A 15,342-nucleotide genomic window follows, 5' to 3' on the forward strand; every position below is an offset into this window, starting at 1 on the left:
ACCATGGCCGCTCCACACCGGCGTCACCGTCATGACACGGACTTCGGCGGACCGCTCGGGACCACCGAGCTCCTATCCGAGGCCGCCACGGCGACCGACCCGGACGAGGCCGCACGTCTGCGTTCTCAGGCTGAGCTGGCCGGCTTGCTGGACCGGCTCGGCGACGTCGTCGAGACGGCGCTCGACCTCGTGACGGCAGAGGAGTTTTCCCGGCTGGTTTGGCGACTGCCGAATCCCAACCGCACGAATTTCCTGCGCGACCTGCGTGTCCCCCCGGCGAAGCGGCCGACGCCGATGGCCGCGCGTGACGGGCTCACCCGCCTTCGGGCCTGGCCCGAGGAGCGGCGCATGCGTGCTTTGCAGCTTCTGGTGTCGCCGGTGCGTCGAGCGCTGGCCCCGGCGTTGACCGAATGGTGCGAGAGCCACGACGACGATGGCTTGCGGCAGGCACTGACCGACGATCCGGCTCAGGCGAGCGCGGTCCGGTTGACCGTTTTCGCCGACTGGCAGCGCGGGCCCGCGTCAGTGGCCGCGCTGCGGATCGCGCTGCGCAGCAAGCTTGCGTTGCCCAGCTGGCCGAGTGAGCTCGTCGACGCTGTCGTTGCTGCTTGCCGGAAGCTCGAAGCTGTGAGCGGAGGCGCGGCAGTGACGGTTCTTCCCGTTCCGGCGCCTGAGGTGAACGAGCTGTTCAAGACGGCCGAGCAGCTCCGGGAAGCCCTCGCGGAGGCCCAGCGCGCAGCAGCGAGGGTTTCCGCTGAACTGGCGGATTCCCGGACCGCGTCAGCGGAAGACCTTGCGACGATCGCGGCCCTCGGACCGCAGGCCGAATCGGCGCAAGCCCTTCTCGAAGGTGCGAGTTCGGAATCGGAGTTCGCAAATTGCCTGGTTCTGGCCGAGAAGCTGGAGGAGGCGGCCGAGCGAGCAAGCCGGCCGGACGAACACCCCGAACTCGAACGCTTCGAGGGTCTCGAGGGCCCGCCGGAGTACGGGGAGATGATCGCGAGCGTCCGCAGCGCCGCGAGTGAGCTGCTCGAAAGCGACGACTGGGACGACGCTCGGCGAAGCCGGGCCGAGGGCTTGACGGCATTGGCCCGCCTGGTCGACGCCGCGGCCGCGGGGGAACCCGGCGTGGCGGTCGAACTCCACCAGACGGCGCAGGCGGCACTGCCCGGCGACCTCCAGCCACTACTCGTGATCGCTCTCATGGGCCGACTCGGCTTCCGCCCGGACGGCGAGCCGGAACCGCGTGATACGCCGGTGCCGGTGCCGGTGCCGGTGCCGGAACCCGAACCGCGGCCCGCGCCGCTCGCGGTGGCACCTCCCGCCCAGCAAGCTGCCACGCCCGATGTATCAGCTCCCACTGATCAGCCGGACGACGCCGATCAGGCAGCCGACACCGAGGGCCGGCAACTGACCGCGGAACTGCTCGGGGCCGGCAAGCTTGCTCTGGCCCACCACGCCGCGGACATCATCGGAGACGACCAGTTCGCCGAAGCGACCCGGCTGCTCACGCTGGCGACAGCCGTCCGGACCGAATCGGGTACCACGGCCAAGGAACTCCGGGACTCGCTCGAAAACCTCGACCTGCACGGCTTCGACGGTCATCAGGCCGCCCAGCTGGCCTTGCTGACGGCGGCCGTACGTGCGGCGCTGGTGATGGCCGATCCCCATGCCGGTGAACTGGCGGACGAGCTGAGCGGGCACTTCGAGCGCCAGCCTCACCTGACCGCCTTGACGTCGGCGATCGGAAAGGCCTCCGCGCGCGGGCTGCTCTACAACCAGGCCTTGCTGGCCGAGCTGGCCCCGATCGCCGTTGCCGACAACGACATCGCCGCCGCGGCGGAGGCCGCGGCCGCCGACCGCGACCGGAGCAGGAACCTGCGGTTCCCGCGGGCCAACCAGATCGCGGAAACGTGGTGGGCACCGAACGGGCTGGTCGGGCGGGCGGTGGCCATTGCGGCGGCTGACCGGCGGGAAGACATCGAGACTGCGGTCGGAACGCTGCGCAAGCTCAGCCGGCGCCAGGATCTCGTCGCCGAGCTCAAGACCATCGACGACAGCCTGCGCAGCTCCGGTTCACGGTCGCTCGAAGGCGCTTCCCGGCGCAAGATCATCGAGCAAGTCGTGGAGTCGCTCGACCTGGTGCGGGTGTGGGTCGACGCCGTGCGAGCCGAAGCCAGCGCCGCGCACGGGACCCACCCGGTACCCGCGCAGGTGACCGAGCTCCGCGCTCGGGTGCTCGAGGAACGGGAGGGAGCCTCCGGCGAGCTCGATGTCCTGCGTCACGAAAGTGCGGACCCCGTGCTGGCGGCCGCGGCAGCTGCCTGCCTGGCTCTGCTCGAACAGAGCATCGACATGCTCGACGGCGAAAGCCTGAGGGGTGCCGAGCCCGACCCGCGCGCAGTGTTGAACCGTGACCTGCTGCGCTGTGCTCCGCTGCGGCTCAGCGCCGACCTCGTCCCGGCCCGGCCGATGACGCTCGATGACATCCGGCTCGCCGACCGCACCGGCTGGGAGACCGCGTTCGACGAGCGGCTGGCCATCGAGGATTTCGTCGCCGCGCGGACGATCGTCGACGCGATCGCCGAGGAAGCCGGCCGGGACATGACCCCGCTGCTCGACCGGCTCGAACAGGCCGTGGCCCGATCACGAGCCCAGGTGCGCGGGCTGGCCACGGAGATCGGAGGCCGGGTCCAGAAATCCGCCCGGCTGGGGCAGCTCCTGGAATCGGCGCGCTCCGAGGTGCTGGCCCAGCTCGAAGCCGCACGGCCGGACCGTGACGACTTGGACCAGGTACGCCGGCTACTCGACGAGATAGACTGCCGGCTGCCCGAGTACGCGGCGAAGGCCAAGGCGGAACTGTGGGAACGGGTGACCTCCGAGCTGAACAAGGCCGGGCAGCTCGTCCCCGAGAACGCCGCGGACCGCATCCGCGCCCGGATCGACGCCGGAGATCTCGCGACCGCGGAGGAGTACCTGCTCGTCGCGCTCGGTGGTGAAGAGCCGCCGAGCGCACCGGAATCCCCTGACCTGCCTCGGTTCCTCACTGCGCTCGACACCCTTACCGCTACGGTGGTGCGCGACGCGCTGAAGGCCGCCGAGAGTGGCACTGTCCTCGCGGACTGCCTGGACTTCGGGCCGCTGTCCCCGGCGGAACGCATTGCGGCGGCCGACGGGTTGCATGCGTGGCTCGACCTCGGTGGAGATCGGCGACACCGGGCGTTCAAGCCCGCGCTGGCCCAGGCACTCCGGCTGGCCGGGATCGAGTTCACCGCCGAGCGCCCGGCTGGCCTTTCCGACGGGCCGAACCGGCGCTGGGTCGAGCTGAGCGGCGTGAAACGGGTCGGCGACGCGTTGATCCCGGCGTTCGGTTCCCTGGCCGGTGACCAGCTGCGGCTCATGCTGTGCTGGAACGCACCCGACGTCCGGACGCTCTTCGCCTGGGTCACACAGGACACGAGCGACGCGCCCGTCCTGGTCGCCGTATTCGGGACGCTTTCCGCGAGTCAGCGACGGGCGCTGAGCAAAGCCACCGCGGCCCGGCCGGAAAAGCCGGTGATCATGCTCGACGACATGGCACTGGCCTACCTCGCCGCCTATGGCGGTGGCCGGTTCGCGGCCACGGAACGCATCCTCCTGCCCTTCGCGACGACCAACCCGTACCACCCGCACGCGACGGGCAACGTGCCGAGCGAGATGTTCAAAGGCCGGCAAGCGGAGCGGTCCGCCATCCTCGAGCGGCACGGGGCCAACCTGCTCTACGGCGGACGGCAGCTCGGCAAGTCGGCGGTGCTGCAGGCGGCGGCTCGCCGCTTCGAGGTCACGCCGGACAACATCGCGGTGTATCTCTCGCTGCCCGGATTCGGCGTGACGCGAAAGCCGGACGCGCTCTGGGACATGATCGTCGCCGGGCTCGCCGAGCGGGGGATCACCGCGCCGGGCCAACGAGGACGGGATGCGGCCAAGCACGCCGAACGGGTCGTGAAGACCTGGTTGGGTGCGGATGCCCAACGACGGTTGGTGCTACTGCTCGACGAAAGCGACGAGTTCTTCGACGCGGACGCCACGACCGGCTTCGCGACGACCACCCGCCTGCGTGACCTGATGAATTCGACGGAACGCCGGTTCAAGCCGGTCTTCGCGGGTCTGCACCAGGTTCAGCGGTTCGCGCAGCTGCCGAACCAGCCGCTCGCCGCCGCCCACTTCGGGGATGCGCTGGCGATCGGCCCGCTGGCCCCGGAACCCGCTTACCAGCTGATGTTCACGCCGATGGAAACATTGGGCATCTCGTTCTCGTCGGACGAGCTCATCCACCGTGTCCTGGCGTACTGCAACTACCAGCCCAAGCTCCTGCAGCTCGTCGGGGAAGCGCTCGTGCGGTCCGCGCACGAGCGACGCGAAGACAACCCGCGCTACGTGATCAACGACGACGAGCTCGAACGGGTCATCGGATCAGAAACAGTCCGGCAGAAGGTTCGAGAAGCAGTCCAGCTGACCCTGAACCTCGACTCGCGGTACAAGCTCATCGCCCTCGTGGTGGCCTTGGCCGCACTCGAGCACGGTGCCGATCGAACGATGGCGACCGGCGAGCTGCGCGACGAATGCCACTCCTGGTGGTCCGCCGGCTTCACCGGGCAAGGAGCGGACGAGTTCCGGTCGCTCTTGGAGGAGATGAGCGGACTCGGCGTGCTCGCCGCGGCGGACGGAGGCTGGCGGCTGCGCTCCAGCAACGTCCTGCGCCTGCTGGGTTCGGCGCAGGACATCGAGGACGAGCTGTTCGGCTCGGAATGGCGGGCTCCGACGAGGCTCGCCGCCGAGAATGCCCGCCGCACGGTCGCCGACGGCCTGGCCGCCCCACTGACCGAGAAGCAGTTCGCCACGCTGATCGAACGCTCCAATCGCCTCCGGTTGGTGCTGGGCAGCCGCGCCACGGGCGCCGACCATGTGGAGCAGCTGCTCCAGGAGGAGGACCGCCGGGTCGGAGCGCGGTTCACTCTGGAGAAGGCGACGTCTCCGGAGAGCTATCGGCGCGAACTTCGCGGCGGTAAGCCCGGCGACCCGCACCGGGTCGTGTTCTGCGACCTGGGCGGGATGAAGGTCGAAAGCGCCTGGACCGCGGTCAACCAGGCGCTCGAGCTGCTGCCCATCGCCGGTGTGACCCGCACGGTGGTCGCGCTGGTCAGCGCCGACGCCGGCGAGGTGTTCTCCGCGACCTGTGGTTCGGATCGGGCCGATCTCGCCGACCTCGTTGTCCCCTTGCGCCGCGTCTCTGCGGACGGGCTCCGCTCGTGGTTCGGAGCGGACAACCTGACGACGTCCTTCAGCGACTCGGGTAGTCAGGCAGAGCTGCTCCAGATCACCGGGGGCTGGACGAACTTGCTGAACCAAGCTGCGGAGCTGGCCGCGGGGGAGGCGCGAAGTGCCCGGCGGGTGTGCGACAAGATCCGCCAGCAGCTCGCCCGGCCGGAAGGCGCGGCAGAACTGGTCGACGCGGTTGGCTTAGCCACGATGCCCGCTTGCGCAGACGCGTTCGGCGAGTTCGTGAATTACGACGAGGCCCTCGCCACCGACGATCTCCTGGCGCTTCTTGACGACCACGGAGGAGCCGCGACCATGAACGTTCTGCGCAACTTGGACGTGCTCGTTGAGCGACCACAAGACGGCATGTGGGAGGCCGAACCGGTCATCGCGGCGGCTTGGCGTGTGTTCTCCACGTCACGCCGAGGCGTTGCTGACTGATAGCCGGCGAGCCGCCACCTGGCCAAAATTGTCGGTGGTGCTGGCTACGGTGAAAGAACACTCACTGAGGGGGAGCGGAGATGGCTTCCCCGCGTTCCGGCGTGGCGGGACGGGCCCACCGTAGTCGTGCCGGACCTGCTACGGGCGACCGGGGCCGGGGGACGTGGCCGGCCTCCGGCAGCTCGCGATGACACCGCTGCGCGAGAGGAGATCAGCGGACAACGTCGAGAACGAACCCTTGAGCACGACGAGGCGTTGCGGGAGGCGTTCTCGACGGGTAGGGAACGCCGCGGGCATCGAGCTTGCGGCTTCGCGACTCGACGTCGGCTGATAGGAGTCGGCGGCGTAACGGTGACGCGCTCGTAGCCGATCTTCCGGGCATCCACGCACCGAGGGGGTGGCACAAGATGAGTGCTCCGCGGACCGTGGGCCGCGCCGTGTTCGACGAGGCCTTTGGCGGGCGGGTGCGGGCACTCCTGCGAGCCCGGCCGGTCGCGGATGCGGCTGACAATGCGAGCCGGCAGTCCTGGGGCACCCACGACTACGACGTCGTCACCCTTGCGCTCGCCGCCATCGACACGGTGATCTCCCGGCAGGGTTTCGAGGAAGAAGTGACCTACGACGAGGCTGTCAGCGGCCTGGCGAGGCTGGCGGCGAGCGCATGTCCCGAGCAGCCCTCCGAGGAACACGAAGCGGTCGCACGGTACGTCATCGATGCGCTGCTGAACCGCCGAGAACGCGAAGCCCCGTTCGCCTACCAGGTCTCGGACTTCTCGCTCGAACCTGACGGATCTGTGCAGCACCGGGCGATTGCGGTGGAGTTCCGGCTGCTGAGCGAGCACGAAGACCAGCAGCGGGGCGTGAACGTGCTGCGAGCGTCCGCGGACGCGATCAACGCGCTGGTCGGCGGGCTGGAATTCGACGTCGAGGACGAGCAGGCCGCGGTCGAGCTCATGCTCGACCGGCAGCTCAAGCGAGGGGCGTTCGGCCAGGCGGAGAAAGCCGCGGAGCGGTCGCGGCTGCTGTCGGTGCGCTACAGCGACGAACTGCGCACGCTCCTGACCGACACCGTGCGCGACATCCGTACAGTCCTCGACCGCTGGGCCCGGGACGTCCCGGCGCAGTTCGAGCGCAACCGGGTGCATCTCGAGGAGCGGCTCGGCGCGGAGGGCAGGCTGCTCGACCACGTCCGGAGCGCCCTCGACACGGCGGAGGCGGATCCTGCGATCACCGCGGCGGCCGCCCGGATCGCGGGTCTGCTTGAAGAATGCCGTCGCCGGCACACCGAACTGCACGGCAGGCTGGTCGGCGCGCGGACGATCTTCCTCGACGAACAGCTTCGCCAGTCCTTCCGGCCGATCGGCGGGTTGCGCAACCCGGACATCGCCGACGGCGTGTTCCTGCCGCTGCTGACCATGGCCGCCGAAGACGCTGCGGAACCGGCCGAAGCGTTCGCCGTGTTCGCCGCGGGGCCACAGGTGCCCCGGATCGTGCGGTTCGCCGACCTGGTCGACGACCTGCTCGCACCGCGCCGAGAGCCCCGGATCGACGAACCACCGCTCGACGACGAAGAACTTGGTGACCCGGACCCGCCCGCGGTCTCGCCCGAGATCCTGGCGGCCGCTACGGCTGTGGTCGACTCCGTTCCGTTGCCCGCCCGATTGTCGGTGTTGCTGCTCGCCGTCCGAGCCACCGACCTGCCTGGCGAGCTCGATCGAGGTGCTGTCGAGCGACTTGTCGCGCTCGCCGCGCTCTGGACCTACGCCCCGGAGAGCGCGGAAGACTTCTCCACCGCGGTCGACACCGCCGCCCGCATCCTCGGTCCGGCTGCGGTGGTCGACGCCGACGGCACCCTGATCGACGTACCGGGCTGGTCGGGAGACGACCTGATCGTGGCCGAAGACGAAGAAACACTCGCCCGTTGGGCCGCGACTTCCGTTCAGGAGGTGTCATGACGCTCGGCCAGCAGGATCTTTCGGACGTCGGCGTACTCATCGGCTGCGCGCTCCGCCCGAAGCAGCGGCCCGGCGCCGATTCCGACTACCGGACTCTGCTCGGGCGCTACCGCGAGGACGCGGAATTCCACAACGCGGTGACCAGTGTCCTCGACGGGCTGGACCTGCAAGTGCTGGCCGCCGGCGAGCTCGGCCTGGTGCTGGGCGCGCGCCGTGAATCGGTATTCGCGTACCGGCTCACGGATCTGCCCAACGTGAGCACAGTGGCCCACCGGCTGCTGGTCGGGCTGATCAGCGCGGCCATCGCGGCTTACGTGTTCCCGGTCCCGGCCGACTTCGACGACGACCGCGTTCGGTGGGTGTCGGTCGACGAGATCGAACGGTTCGTCCGCGACGCGTGCGATCGGCTCAAGCGCGCACCGGAACCCCAAATGCTGGAAGATGTGTCGTTCGAAGAAGCATGGCGGACGTATGACCGACTGTCTCCCGGGTATAAGGCTGATAGGGGGAAGGGACAGGGACGTCGCTCGGCCGCGTCCTCCACTTATTGGGTCGCGAACGTCTTGAACTGGATGGTCGACCAAGGCCTGGCGCGGCTGGCGCCGAACCGCGGCCCCGAGACTTTCCAACTCCTCGAACGCTTCCGCATCCAGGTCGGTGAGCTGGCGGGCAACGCGACCTACGAGCTGTTGGCCGCGAGGCGCCGTGGCGACCACACTCCGGTGGTGGGGACGTGACCTACCAGCTTTCGTCCTTCCGCCTCGCAAACGTCGGGGACCGTGCCGCCCGCTTCACGGATCTGACACTGGACGTCTCGACGGCGGGCGAGCGAGCACCAGTCGACTCGATTCTCTGGCTGCGCAACGGCGGCGGGAAGTCAAGCCTGCTGTCTCTTTTCTTCGCGCTGTTGCTCCCGCTGCGCAAAGACTTCATGGGCAAGACGGTCAAGCGGCACATCGAGGACTACGTGTCCTCCGGCGACACGAGCCATACAGTGGCGGAATGGGTGGCCCAGCCCGGCAGCGACGCCAGCCGGCCAGCCCGGCTGGTCACCGGCGCCGTCTACGAATGGGACGAACGGCGAAAGCCCGCCGACCCGGATCGCGACCGCGAGAAGCTCAAGGGCTGGTACTACAGCTTCTTCGCCGTCCCGGGTGTACTGGACCTGCTCGGTTTGCCGCTGCGCGACGAATCCGGCCGGACGCGGACGATGGCCGAGTTCGTGAACGTGCTCAAGGAGATCGCGGCGGCCAATCCTCAGCAGTTCAGGTTCGTGATCACCCGCCAGCGTGGTGAGTGGACGGACGCGCTGACCGCGCGGAACCTCGATCCGGCGGTGTTCGCCTACCAGAAGCAGATGAACCATTCCGAGGGCGGCGTCGCCGGGCTGTTCGAATTCGCGACCACGGACAAGTTCATCGACTTCCTGATCGATCTGACGGTCGACAGCACGCAGCCCGACCTGGTCGCGAACAACCTGCGGAAGGTCGTCGACGTGCTCGCGCGCAAGCCCGGCCTGCTCGTCGACCGGGAATTCTGCGGGGAGCTGGAAGGCAGGCTGGAGCGGCTCGCCGAACGGCACATGCTGGCGAAGGCGGCGGCTGAGGCGGCTGCGGGAGCCCGCTCCTCCGCTTCCCAGCTTGCCGGAGCGTTCCGTACCGCGGCTTCGTCGCGGGAGGGCGACCGGGAGTGGCTGGCAGAAGAAGCGGACCGACTGGGGAACAGCGCTCGCACGCTGGATCGGGAGCGCAGCCGGGTCAACGACATCGCGAGCGAGCTGTACCGGGTCGCGGCGAACCACCGGAAGAAGACCGCGAAGGCTGAGTGGGAAAGGGCGACCACCACCGCGGGCGAAGCCAACAATAAGGACCTGGCGTGGCAGGCCGTGGTGCATCTCGCTGATCGGGTCGAAGCTCACCTTCACGCGGAGGACGTGCGGCAGCAGATCGCTCAGGAGGACCGGGAGACCGCTCCGTTGCGGGAAGCCCGTGACAACGCCGCCGTGACGCTCAAGGCCCGCTATGCGCAGCTCTCCGGGGAAGAACGCGAAGCCAAAACGATTGCGGATACGGCAGCCGGTGAGGCGCAAGCGGACGCGAAGACGGAAGGTGCTCGAGAGCAGCAGAACCGGAAACTGGCGTCCGAGGCGGGTGTGCGTGCCGAAACCGCTCGTGGTCGGCTGATCGAAATCCGCGACGAGGTGGCCGTCGCCGTGACGCTGGGCGATCTCCCGGACGATCAGGTCGATCCTGCGACCGTCCTGGCCGAGACGAAGCAGAACCGCCGCGAGAAGGAGGATCTGCGAGGCCGGGTGCGGAAGCGGCGTGAGGCCCGGCCTCCGGTTCGCGGCGGGCTTGAAAAGCAGAGCCGGAAGCTGGCGACCGATCGCGCAGCCAAGAGCGCCGAACGCGACCGCCTCGATGACGACCGGCGCAAGCTCGTGGCCAGGGCCGACGCACTCGGGACGGACGTCCGGCTCGCCGAGCTGACCCAGCTGGCCGCCGGAGCTCGCCTCGACCTGTGGACCGAGGCCGCGGACTTGCGGGCGGCACTCACCCGGGAGGCGTCGGCCGCCGAGTCGGCCGTCGTGGCCACGCGGGTGGACGCTGCCGAGGACAACCGCGCGCTGGACGGGCTCCAAGCCGACGACTTCTTGCCCACCACGCGCGACGCCGAACGGGCCGCGGAGGTGCTCGTGGCGGACGAGGTACCGGCGAGGCCGGGCTGGCAGATCCTGCGTGACCTGGTCACCGAGTCCGAGCGTGCATCAGTGCTGAAGAATCCCGGCGTCGCGGAACTCGCCGCCGGTGTGGTCGTCGCCGACGGCGATGCAGAGAATGCCCGCCGAGCTCTTGCTTCGATGCCGTGGCACGCCGTCGCGCACATCGCGGTATCCACCGTCACGCAGTTCGAACGGGCGGTGACCGCGACGCCGCCGGCACACTCGGTTTTCCCCAGCGAACCCGCGCTCTATGACCGCGATGCGGCGGAACACGCGCGAGCAGACCGTGAAGAGCGCAGGCGTGACCAGGACCGGCGGATCGCTGAGCTGCAGGAACAGGCGAAGTCGGACAGAGCATTGCTGGCGACGCTGGAGTCGCTGCTCGAAGACTGCCCGGCGGGGCACCTCGATGCGCTGGAGAAGGCCGTCGAAGAGTGTGACGAGGCGATCTCGGGCATGAGCGATGCCGATCAGGTCGTCCGGGCGCAGATCGAGGAGCTGGACGAGCAGGAAGCGGAAGACGCGGCGACCGAAATCGTTTTGAGCGACGAGCTGAACCTGCTGGCGCAGCGGATCGAACGGCTGAACACGCTGGCGAAGCGGACCGCCGAACGACCAGGGATCGAGCTGGCGATAGTGCAGCTCGACAAGGAGATCGAGGTCCACACCGGCATCGCCGACGAGGCCGCGAGCCGGGTGTCGGAGTTGCAGGAGGCGGAGCGAGCCGCTCGTGCGCTGGCCTCGCAGCACCAGGCGAACTGGAAGCGGTACGAACGGGATTCCACCCAGGTCACCCTGCTCGACGGCGATCGGGAGGCCGTCGTGACCGGCGACGGCGATCCGTTGTCGTGGCTGAGCAGCCGGTTCGCCGAGCTGGACTCGCAATGGCAGTCCGTGGCTTCCCAATCCGTGCTGGCCGAGCGTCTCACCGCACACCTCGAGCGAGGCAAACGGGCGGACCGGGCGCTGGCCGAGTACCCGGAATCCGCGCGCGAGCTCGCGCAGCAGCTGCTCGCGACCGGCGACGGTCAGGACATGGATCGGCGAGCAGCAGCGCGGAAACGCTCCCGCGACGTGGCCAACGAGGCACAACAGAAGCTGAGCGAGACGAAGACCGAACTCAACCAGGCATCGGAAGAGGTCAAGCAGCGCACTCCGCGTGATCGGCTGCGGCACGCCCCGCTCGACGACGAGCCCGCGACCGAGGCGGAGGCCCGGGAACGAGCGGCGGCGGAAGCCGAGCGGGCGACCGAAATGAGCAGCGAGGTGACCCGGCTCAACCGCGAGGCCGAGGACGCGGGCAAACTCGCGTCCGAAGCCGATACGGCTGCCCAGGTGTTCGCTCAGCAAGCCAAAAGGCTCGCCGGCGCCGCCACTCCGGTCGAGGTGCCCGAAGACGTCCCGGCCTATGCCGGGGACGAGCCGGAAGCCGAACTCGACTCGCTGCTCAGTAGGCTCAACATGGCCAACAAGGAGGCCGAGGAGACCGCCGGTCGTGTCACCAGGTCGGTCGCGGAGGTCCGAAGGATCGCTGCGGAAGCCCGGTTCGCCGAGGTGCCCGGCGCGATCCGCGATCGCCTCACCGGGGACGACGCGGATGTGCTCGCGGACCGCGCCGAGGCCCGTGCGCAGGAAATGCGGGTGCGGTACCGGACGATCGACGGCCAGCTCGCCGAAATCGGGCGTGATCAGCGGCTCGTGGTCGGGGAGATCGCGGGCCTCGTGAAGGACGTGCTCGCGAACCTCGAGTCCGCGCATCGATACTCGAAACTACCCGGCACGCTGGGGCGGTGGGCGAACGAGCACTTCCTCCGGATCAGCTTCCTGCGTCCGACAGGGGACGAGGACCTGCACGCCCGGATCGACGCGGTCGTCGACCGGATCGTCGCGGACAAGAAGACGAAACCGGAGGGGCTCGCGGTCCTCAAGAAGTGCGTGCACGAAGCGGTCGCGCCGCGCGGGTTCACGGTCAAGGTGCTCAAGCCCAACAGCGATCTTGCCGTCGAACCGGTCGACGTCACCCACCTCGGCAAGTTCTCCGGCGGTGAAAAGCTGACCGTGTGCGTCGCGCTCTACTGCACGCTCGCGCGGCTGCGGGCGGTCAACCGCGGACGCGGACGGGCCGCCATCGGCGGGACTCTCGTCCTCGACAATCCGCTCGGCACGGCCAGCCACGTTGCCCTGCTGCGCCTGCAGCGGGACGTCGCGGCGGCGCACGGTGTCCAGCTCGTGTACACGACCGGCGTGGAGGATCTCGGTGCGGTCGGCCAGTTCCCCAACGTTCTTCGCATGCGCAATGCGCCCGGCTCGCTTCGCAACCGGCGCTACGTGGTGTTAGACCAGCAAGCCACCGCAGATGACGACGGTATCACCCGCGCCCGAGTCCTGCGCGAGGACGACTCGTGAACGCGTTGGCCGGGCGGCTCGCCGAGCACGTCGCGGCGTCACCGGTGCAGCGAGTGGAGTTGGTTGACCTCTACGCGGCTGCGGTCGCCTTCGACCGAAGTCTGGCTACGACGCCGAGCGCCCGAAGCGAAATCCGCGAGGCACTGGACGAGCTGGTGGCGGCCGGTCAGGTGGCGTTCCCCGTGTCGCGTCAGCATTTCGACACGCGGGAGGAGCCTCCGCTGCCGAAGTGGGTACGTCTCCCGCCCCGCCGGCGCCCTGGTCGTGCGCCGCGGGACGTTCGAGTTTGGCCGGCGGCCCTCGAGGCTGCGGGACGCATCGCCGCCCGCGACGACGAGATCGGGGTACTCGAGATCGCCGCAGTTTTCCTGCGCGACAAAGGTGCGTCGCGCCCGAGCGTGCCGGTTCGCGAACGTTCGCTGGAGCTATTCGGTGACGAGAAGCGGCTGGACCGCCTGAAGTCGACGCGCTTGTTCACCTCGGGCGCGTTGACGATGGACCTCTTGCGCTGCCACGAGGTGCCTATTCCCTTCGTCTCGCAGTGGGTGGCGGGGGCTCCGGACCCGCGCGGTACCGCGCTGCTGATCGCTGAGAACCATCACACCTACACGTCGCTGCTCGAAGCCACGCGGTTCAGCGCTGCCGCCGGCGGCCCGGCTCGGTACGTCGGTTACGGGACGGGTAGCCAGTTTCCGTCGGCGGTCTTGTCCGTCCCGCTCCTGTCTCCGCCGCCGGATCGGATCGTCTATTTCGGCGACGTCGATCTCAACGGTTTGCAGATCCCGGCCACCGCGAGTCTTAACTCCCAGCGTGCGGGGCTTCCGGTGGTTGAGCCCGCGTACTCGCTCTACAACCTCCTGTTCGCGACGTCCTACCGACGTCCTACTGAGCCGGTGGCCGAGCACGTCGCCGCGCAGGTAGCGGGCTGGATGGGACCTTTGGCCGGGCAAGCCCAAAACGTGCTGACGGTCGGTACGCGGATCCCTCAGGAGGCCGTGGGGTACGAGCTGCTGATGGCTCGTCTTCCCGCGCTGGATGCCGCCTGAGCGAAATTGGGCCTTGGCCAGGACCGCTGTCGTGAGCGATCGGGACCGGTGACTCTGCGCTACACTGAGCGCATGATCTCCCCAGACACGGAAGATATCCCACGTATGGGGGTTCAAGTCCCCCTTTGAGCACTCGCCAGGGGGAACGCCCCACATCAGCGCTATGCCTGCCACCCCTTGACGGGCCGCCCTTGGACATCATCCAGGCAGCTGGAGGCGTGTGGATAGTGAGCAACACGCCCCTCGGACACACGCGTTAACCCTACGGGGCGAGCGGATGGTCAACCAGACCATCCGCTCTTCTGCGTTCTAGGGCTGCTCGCCCCGCAGCTCCGAGACCGGAGCGGTAGGGGAATCAAACCCGGGCATCGGGCGCTTACACGGGCGTGAAGAAGATTGGTTTTCTCTCGTTCGGCCACTGGTCGGCGAGTGCGCACTCCGAGACCCGGTCCGCCGCCGACTTCCTGCTCCAGTCGATCGACCTGGCCGTCGCGGCCGAGGAGCTCGGAGTGGACGGGGCGTACTTCCGTGTCCATCACTTCGCGCGCCAGGCGGGGAGTCCGTTCCCGTTGCTGTCGGCGATCGGGGCCCGGACCTCGAAGATCGAGATCGGCACCGGCGTGATCGACATGCGCTACGAGAACCCGATGTACATGGCCGAGGACGCCGGCGCCGCCGATCTCATCTCCGGCGGCAGGCTCCAGCTCGGCGTCAGCCGGGGATCCCCGGAGCAGGTGATCGACGGCTGGCGGTACTTCGGCTACGGGCCCGCGGAGGGGCAGACGGCGGCCGACATGGCCCGGCAGCGCACGGAGGTCTTCCTCAAGCTGCTCGACGGGGAGGGTTTCGCGCAGCCGAATCCGCGTCCGATGTTCGCCAATCCGCCGGGGCTGCTCCGGCTCGAGCCGTACTCCGAGGGGTTGCGCGACCGGATTTGGTGGGGGTCCAGTTCGAACGCGACCGCGGTCTGGGCCGCGGAGCTGGGCATGAATCTGCAGAGTTCCACGCTCAAGGACGACGAGACGGGGGAGCCGTTGCACGTTCAGCAGCGCAAGCAGATCGAGGTCTACCGCGCGGCATGGAAGGAGGCCGGTCACGAGCGTGAGCCGCGGGTGTCGGTCAGCCGCAGCATTTTCGCGTTGACCAGCGACCTTGACCGCGCCTACTTCGGCCGCGATCGTGACTCGCGGGACCAGGTCGGCATGATCGACGAGACGACCAGGGCGATCTTCGGGCGTTCCTACGCCGCCGAGCCGGACGAGCTGGTGCGGGAGCTCAAGGCGGACGAGGCGATCCAGGCCGCGGACACCTTGTTGCTGACCATTCCGAACCAGCTCGGCGTCGAGTACAACGCGCACGTGCTGGAAAGCATTCTCACGCACGTGGCGCCGGAGCTCGGCTGGCGCTGAATGCGCGATTCGGCCGATGGGCAGGGGAGTCCGGCGCGGTTAAGATCGACGCAATCCCCGGCTAT

Annotated in this window: 6 protein-coding genes; all 6 read left to right on the forward strand. The window is 68.8% G+C overall.

The window, feature by feature from the left end; translation table 11 throughout:
• The first annotated feature begins 3 nt into the window (after positions 1–3).
• The 6 genes from B0293_RS43490 (at position 4) to B0293_RS04710 (ending at position 15,277) form a co-directional block, all read left to right on the forward strand.
• The gene (locus B0293_RS43490) at positions 4–5,739 is read left to right on the forward strand and encodes a hypothetical protein (RefSeq protein ID WP_005166178.1); all 5,736 of its coding nucleotides are present in this window, start codon (positions 4–6) and stop codon (positions 5,737–5,739) included.
• Between the two features lie 407 nt (positions 5,740–6,146).
• Entirely contained in the window at positions 6,147–7,694 is a 1,548-nt protein-coding gene (locus B0293_RS04690) for a hypothetical protein (protein ID WP_143254485.1), read from the forward strand.
• Entirely contained in the window at positions 7,691–8,431 is a 741-nt protein-coding gene (locus B0293_RS04695) for a hypothetical protein (protein WP_005166172.1), read from the forward strand. The genes B0293_RS04690 and B0293_RS04695 overlap by 4 nt, the downstream gene beginning before the upstream one ends.
• The gene (locus B0293_RS04700; RefSeq protein ID WP_005166170.1) at positions 8,428–12,822 is read left to right on the forward strand and encodes a coiled-coil domain-containing protein; all 4,395 of its coding nucleotides are present in this window, start codon (positions 8,428–8,430) and stop codon (positions 12,820–12,822) included. Before B0293_RS04695 ends, B0293_RS04700 begins: the two co-directional genes overlap by 4 nt.
• On the forward strand, positions 12,819–13,868 hold the full coding sequence (locus tag B0293_RS04705) for a hypothetical protein (RefSeq protein ID WP_005166168.1): 1,050 nt from the start codon (positions 12,819–12,821) through the stop codon (positions 13,866–13,868). Before B0293_RS04700 ends, B0293_RS04705 begins: the two co-directional genes overlap by 4 nt.
• 386 nt (positions 13,869–14,254) lie before the next feature.
• Positions 14,255–15,277 carry an LLM class flavin-dependent oxidoreductase gene (locus tag B0293_RS04710; RefSeq protein WP_005166167.1) on the forward strand — a complete coding sequence of 341 codons (1,023 nt, stop codon included), beginning with the start codon at positions 14,255–14,257 and terminating at the stop codon, positions 15,275–15,277.
• Positions 15,278–15,342: the final 65 nt, after the last annotated feature.

The sequence above is a fragment of the Amycolatopsis azurea DSM 43854 genome, from assembly GCF_001995215.1.
Classification (GTDB): domain Bacteria; phylum Actinomycetota; class Actinomycetes; order Mycobacteriales; family Pseudonocardiaceae; genus Amycolatopsis; species Amycolatopsis azurea.

Excerpts from the sequence above, each read along its gene's own strand:
- B0293_RS43490 (WP_005166178.1), top strand. The coding sequence starts at position 4 with ATGGCCGCTCCACACCGGCGTCACCGTCATGACACGGACTTCGGCGGA.
- B0293_RS04690 (WP_143254485.1), top strand. The coding sequence starts at position 6,147 with ATGAGTGCTCCGCGGACCGTGGGCCGCGCCGTGTTCGACGAGGCCTTT.
- B0293_RS04695 (WP_005166172.1), top strand. The coding sequence starts at position 7,691 with ATGACGCTCGGCCAGCAGGATCTTTCGGACGTCGGCGTACTCATCGGC.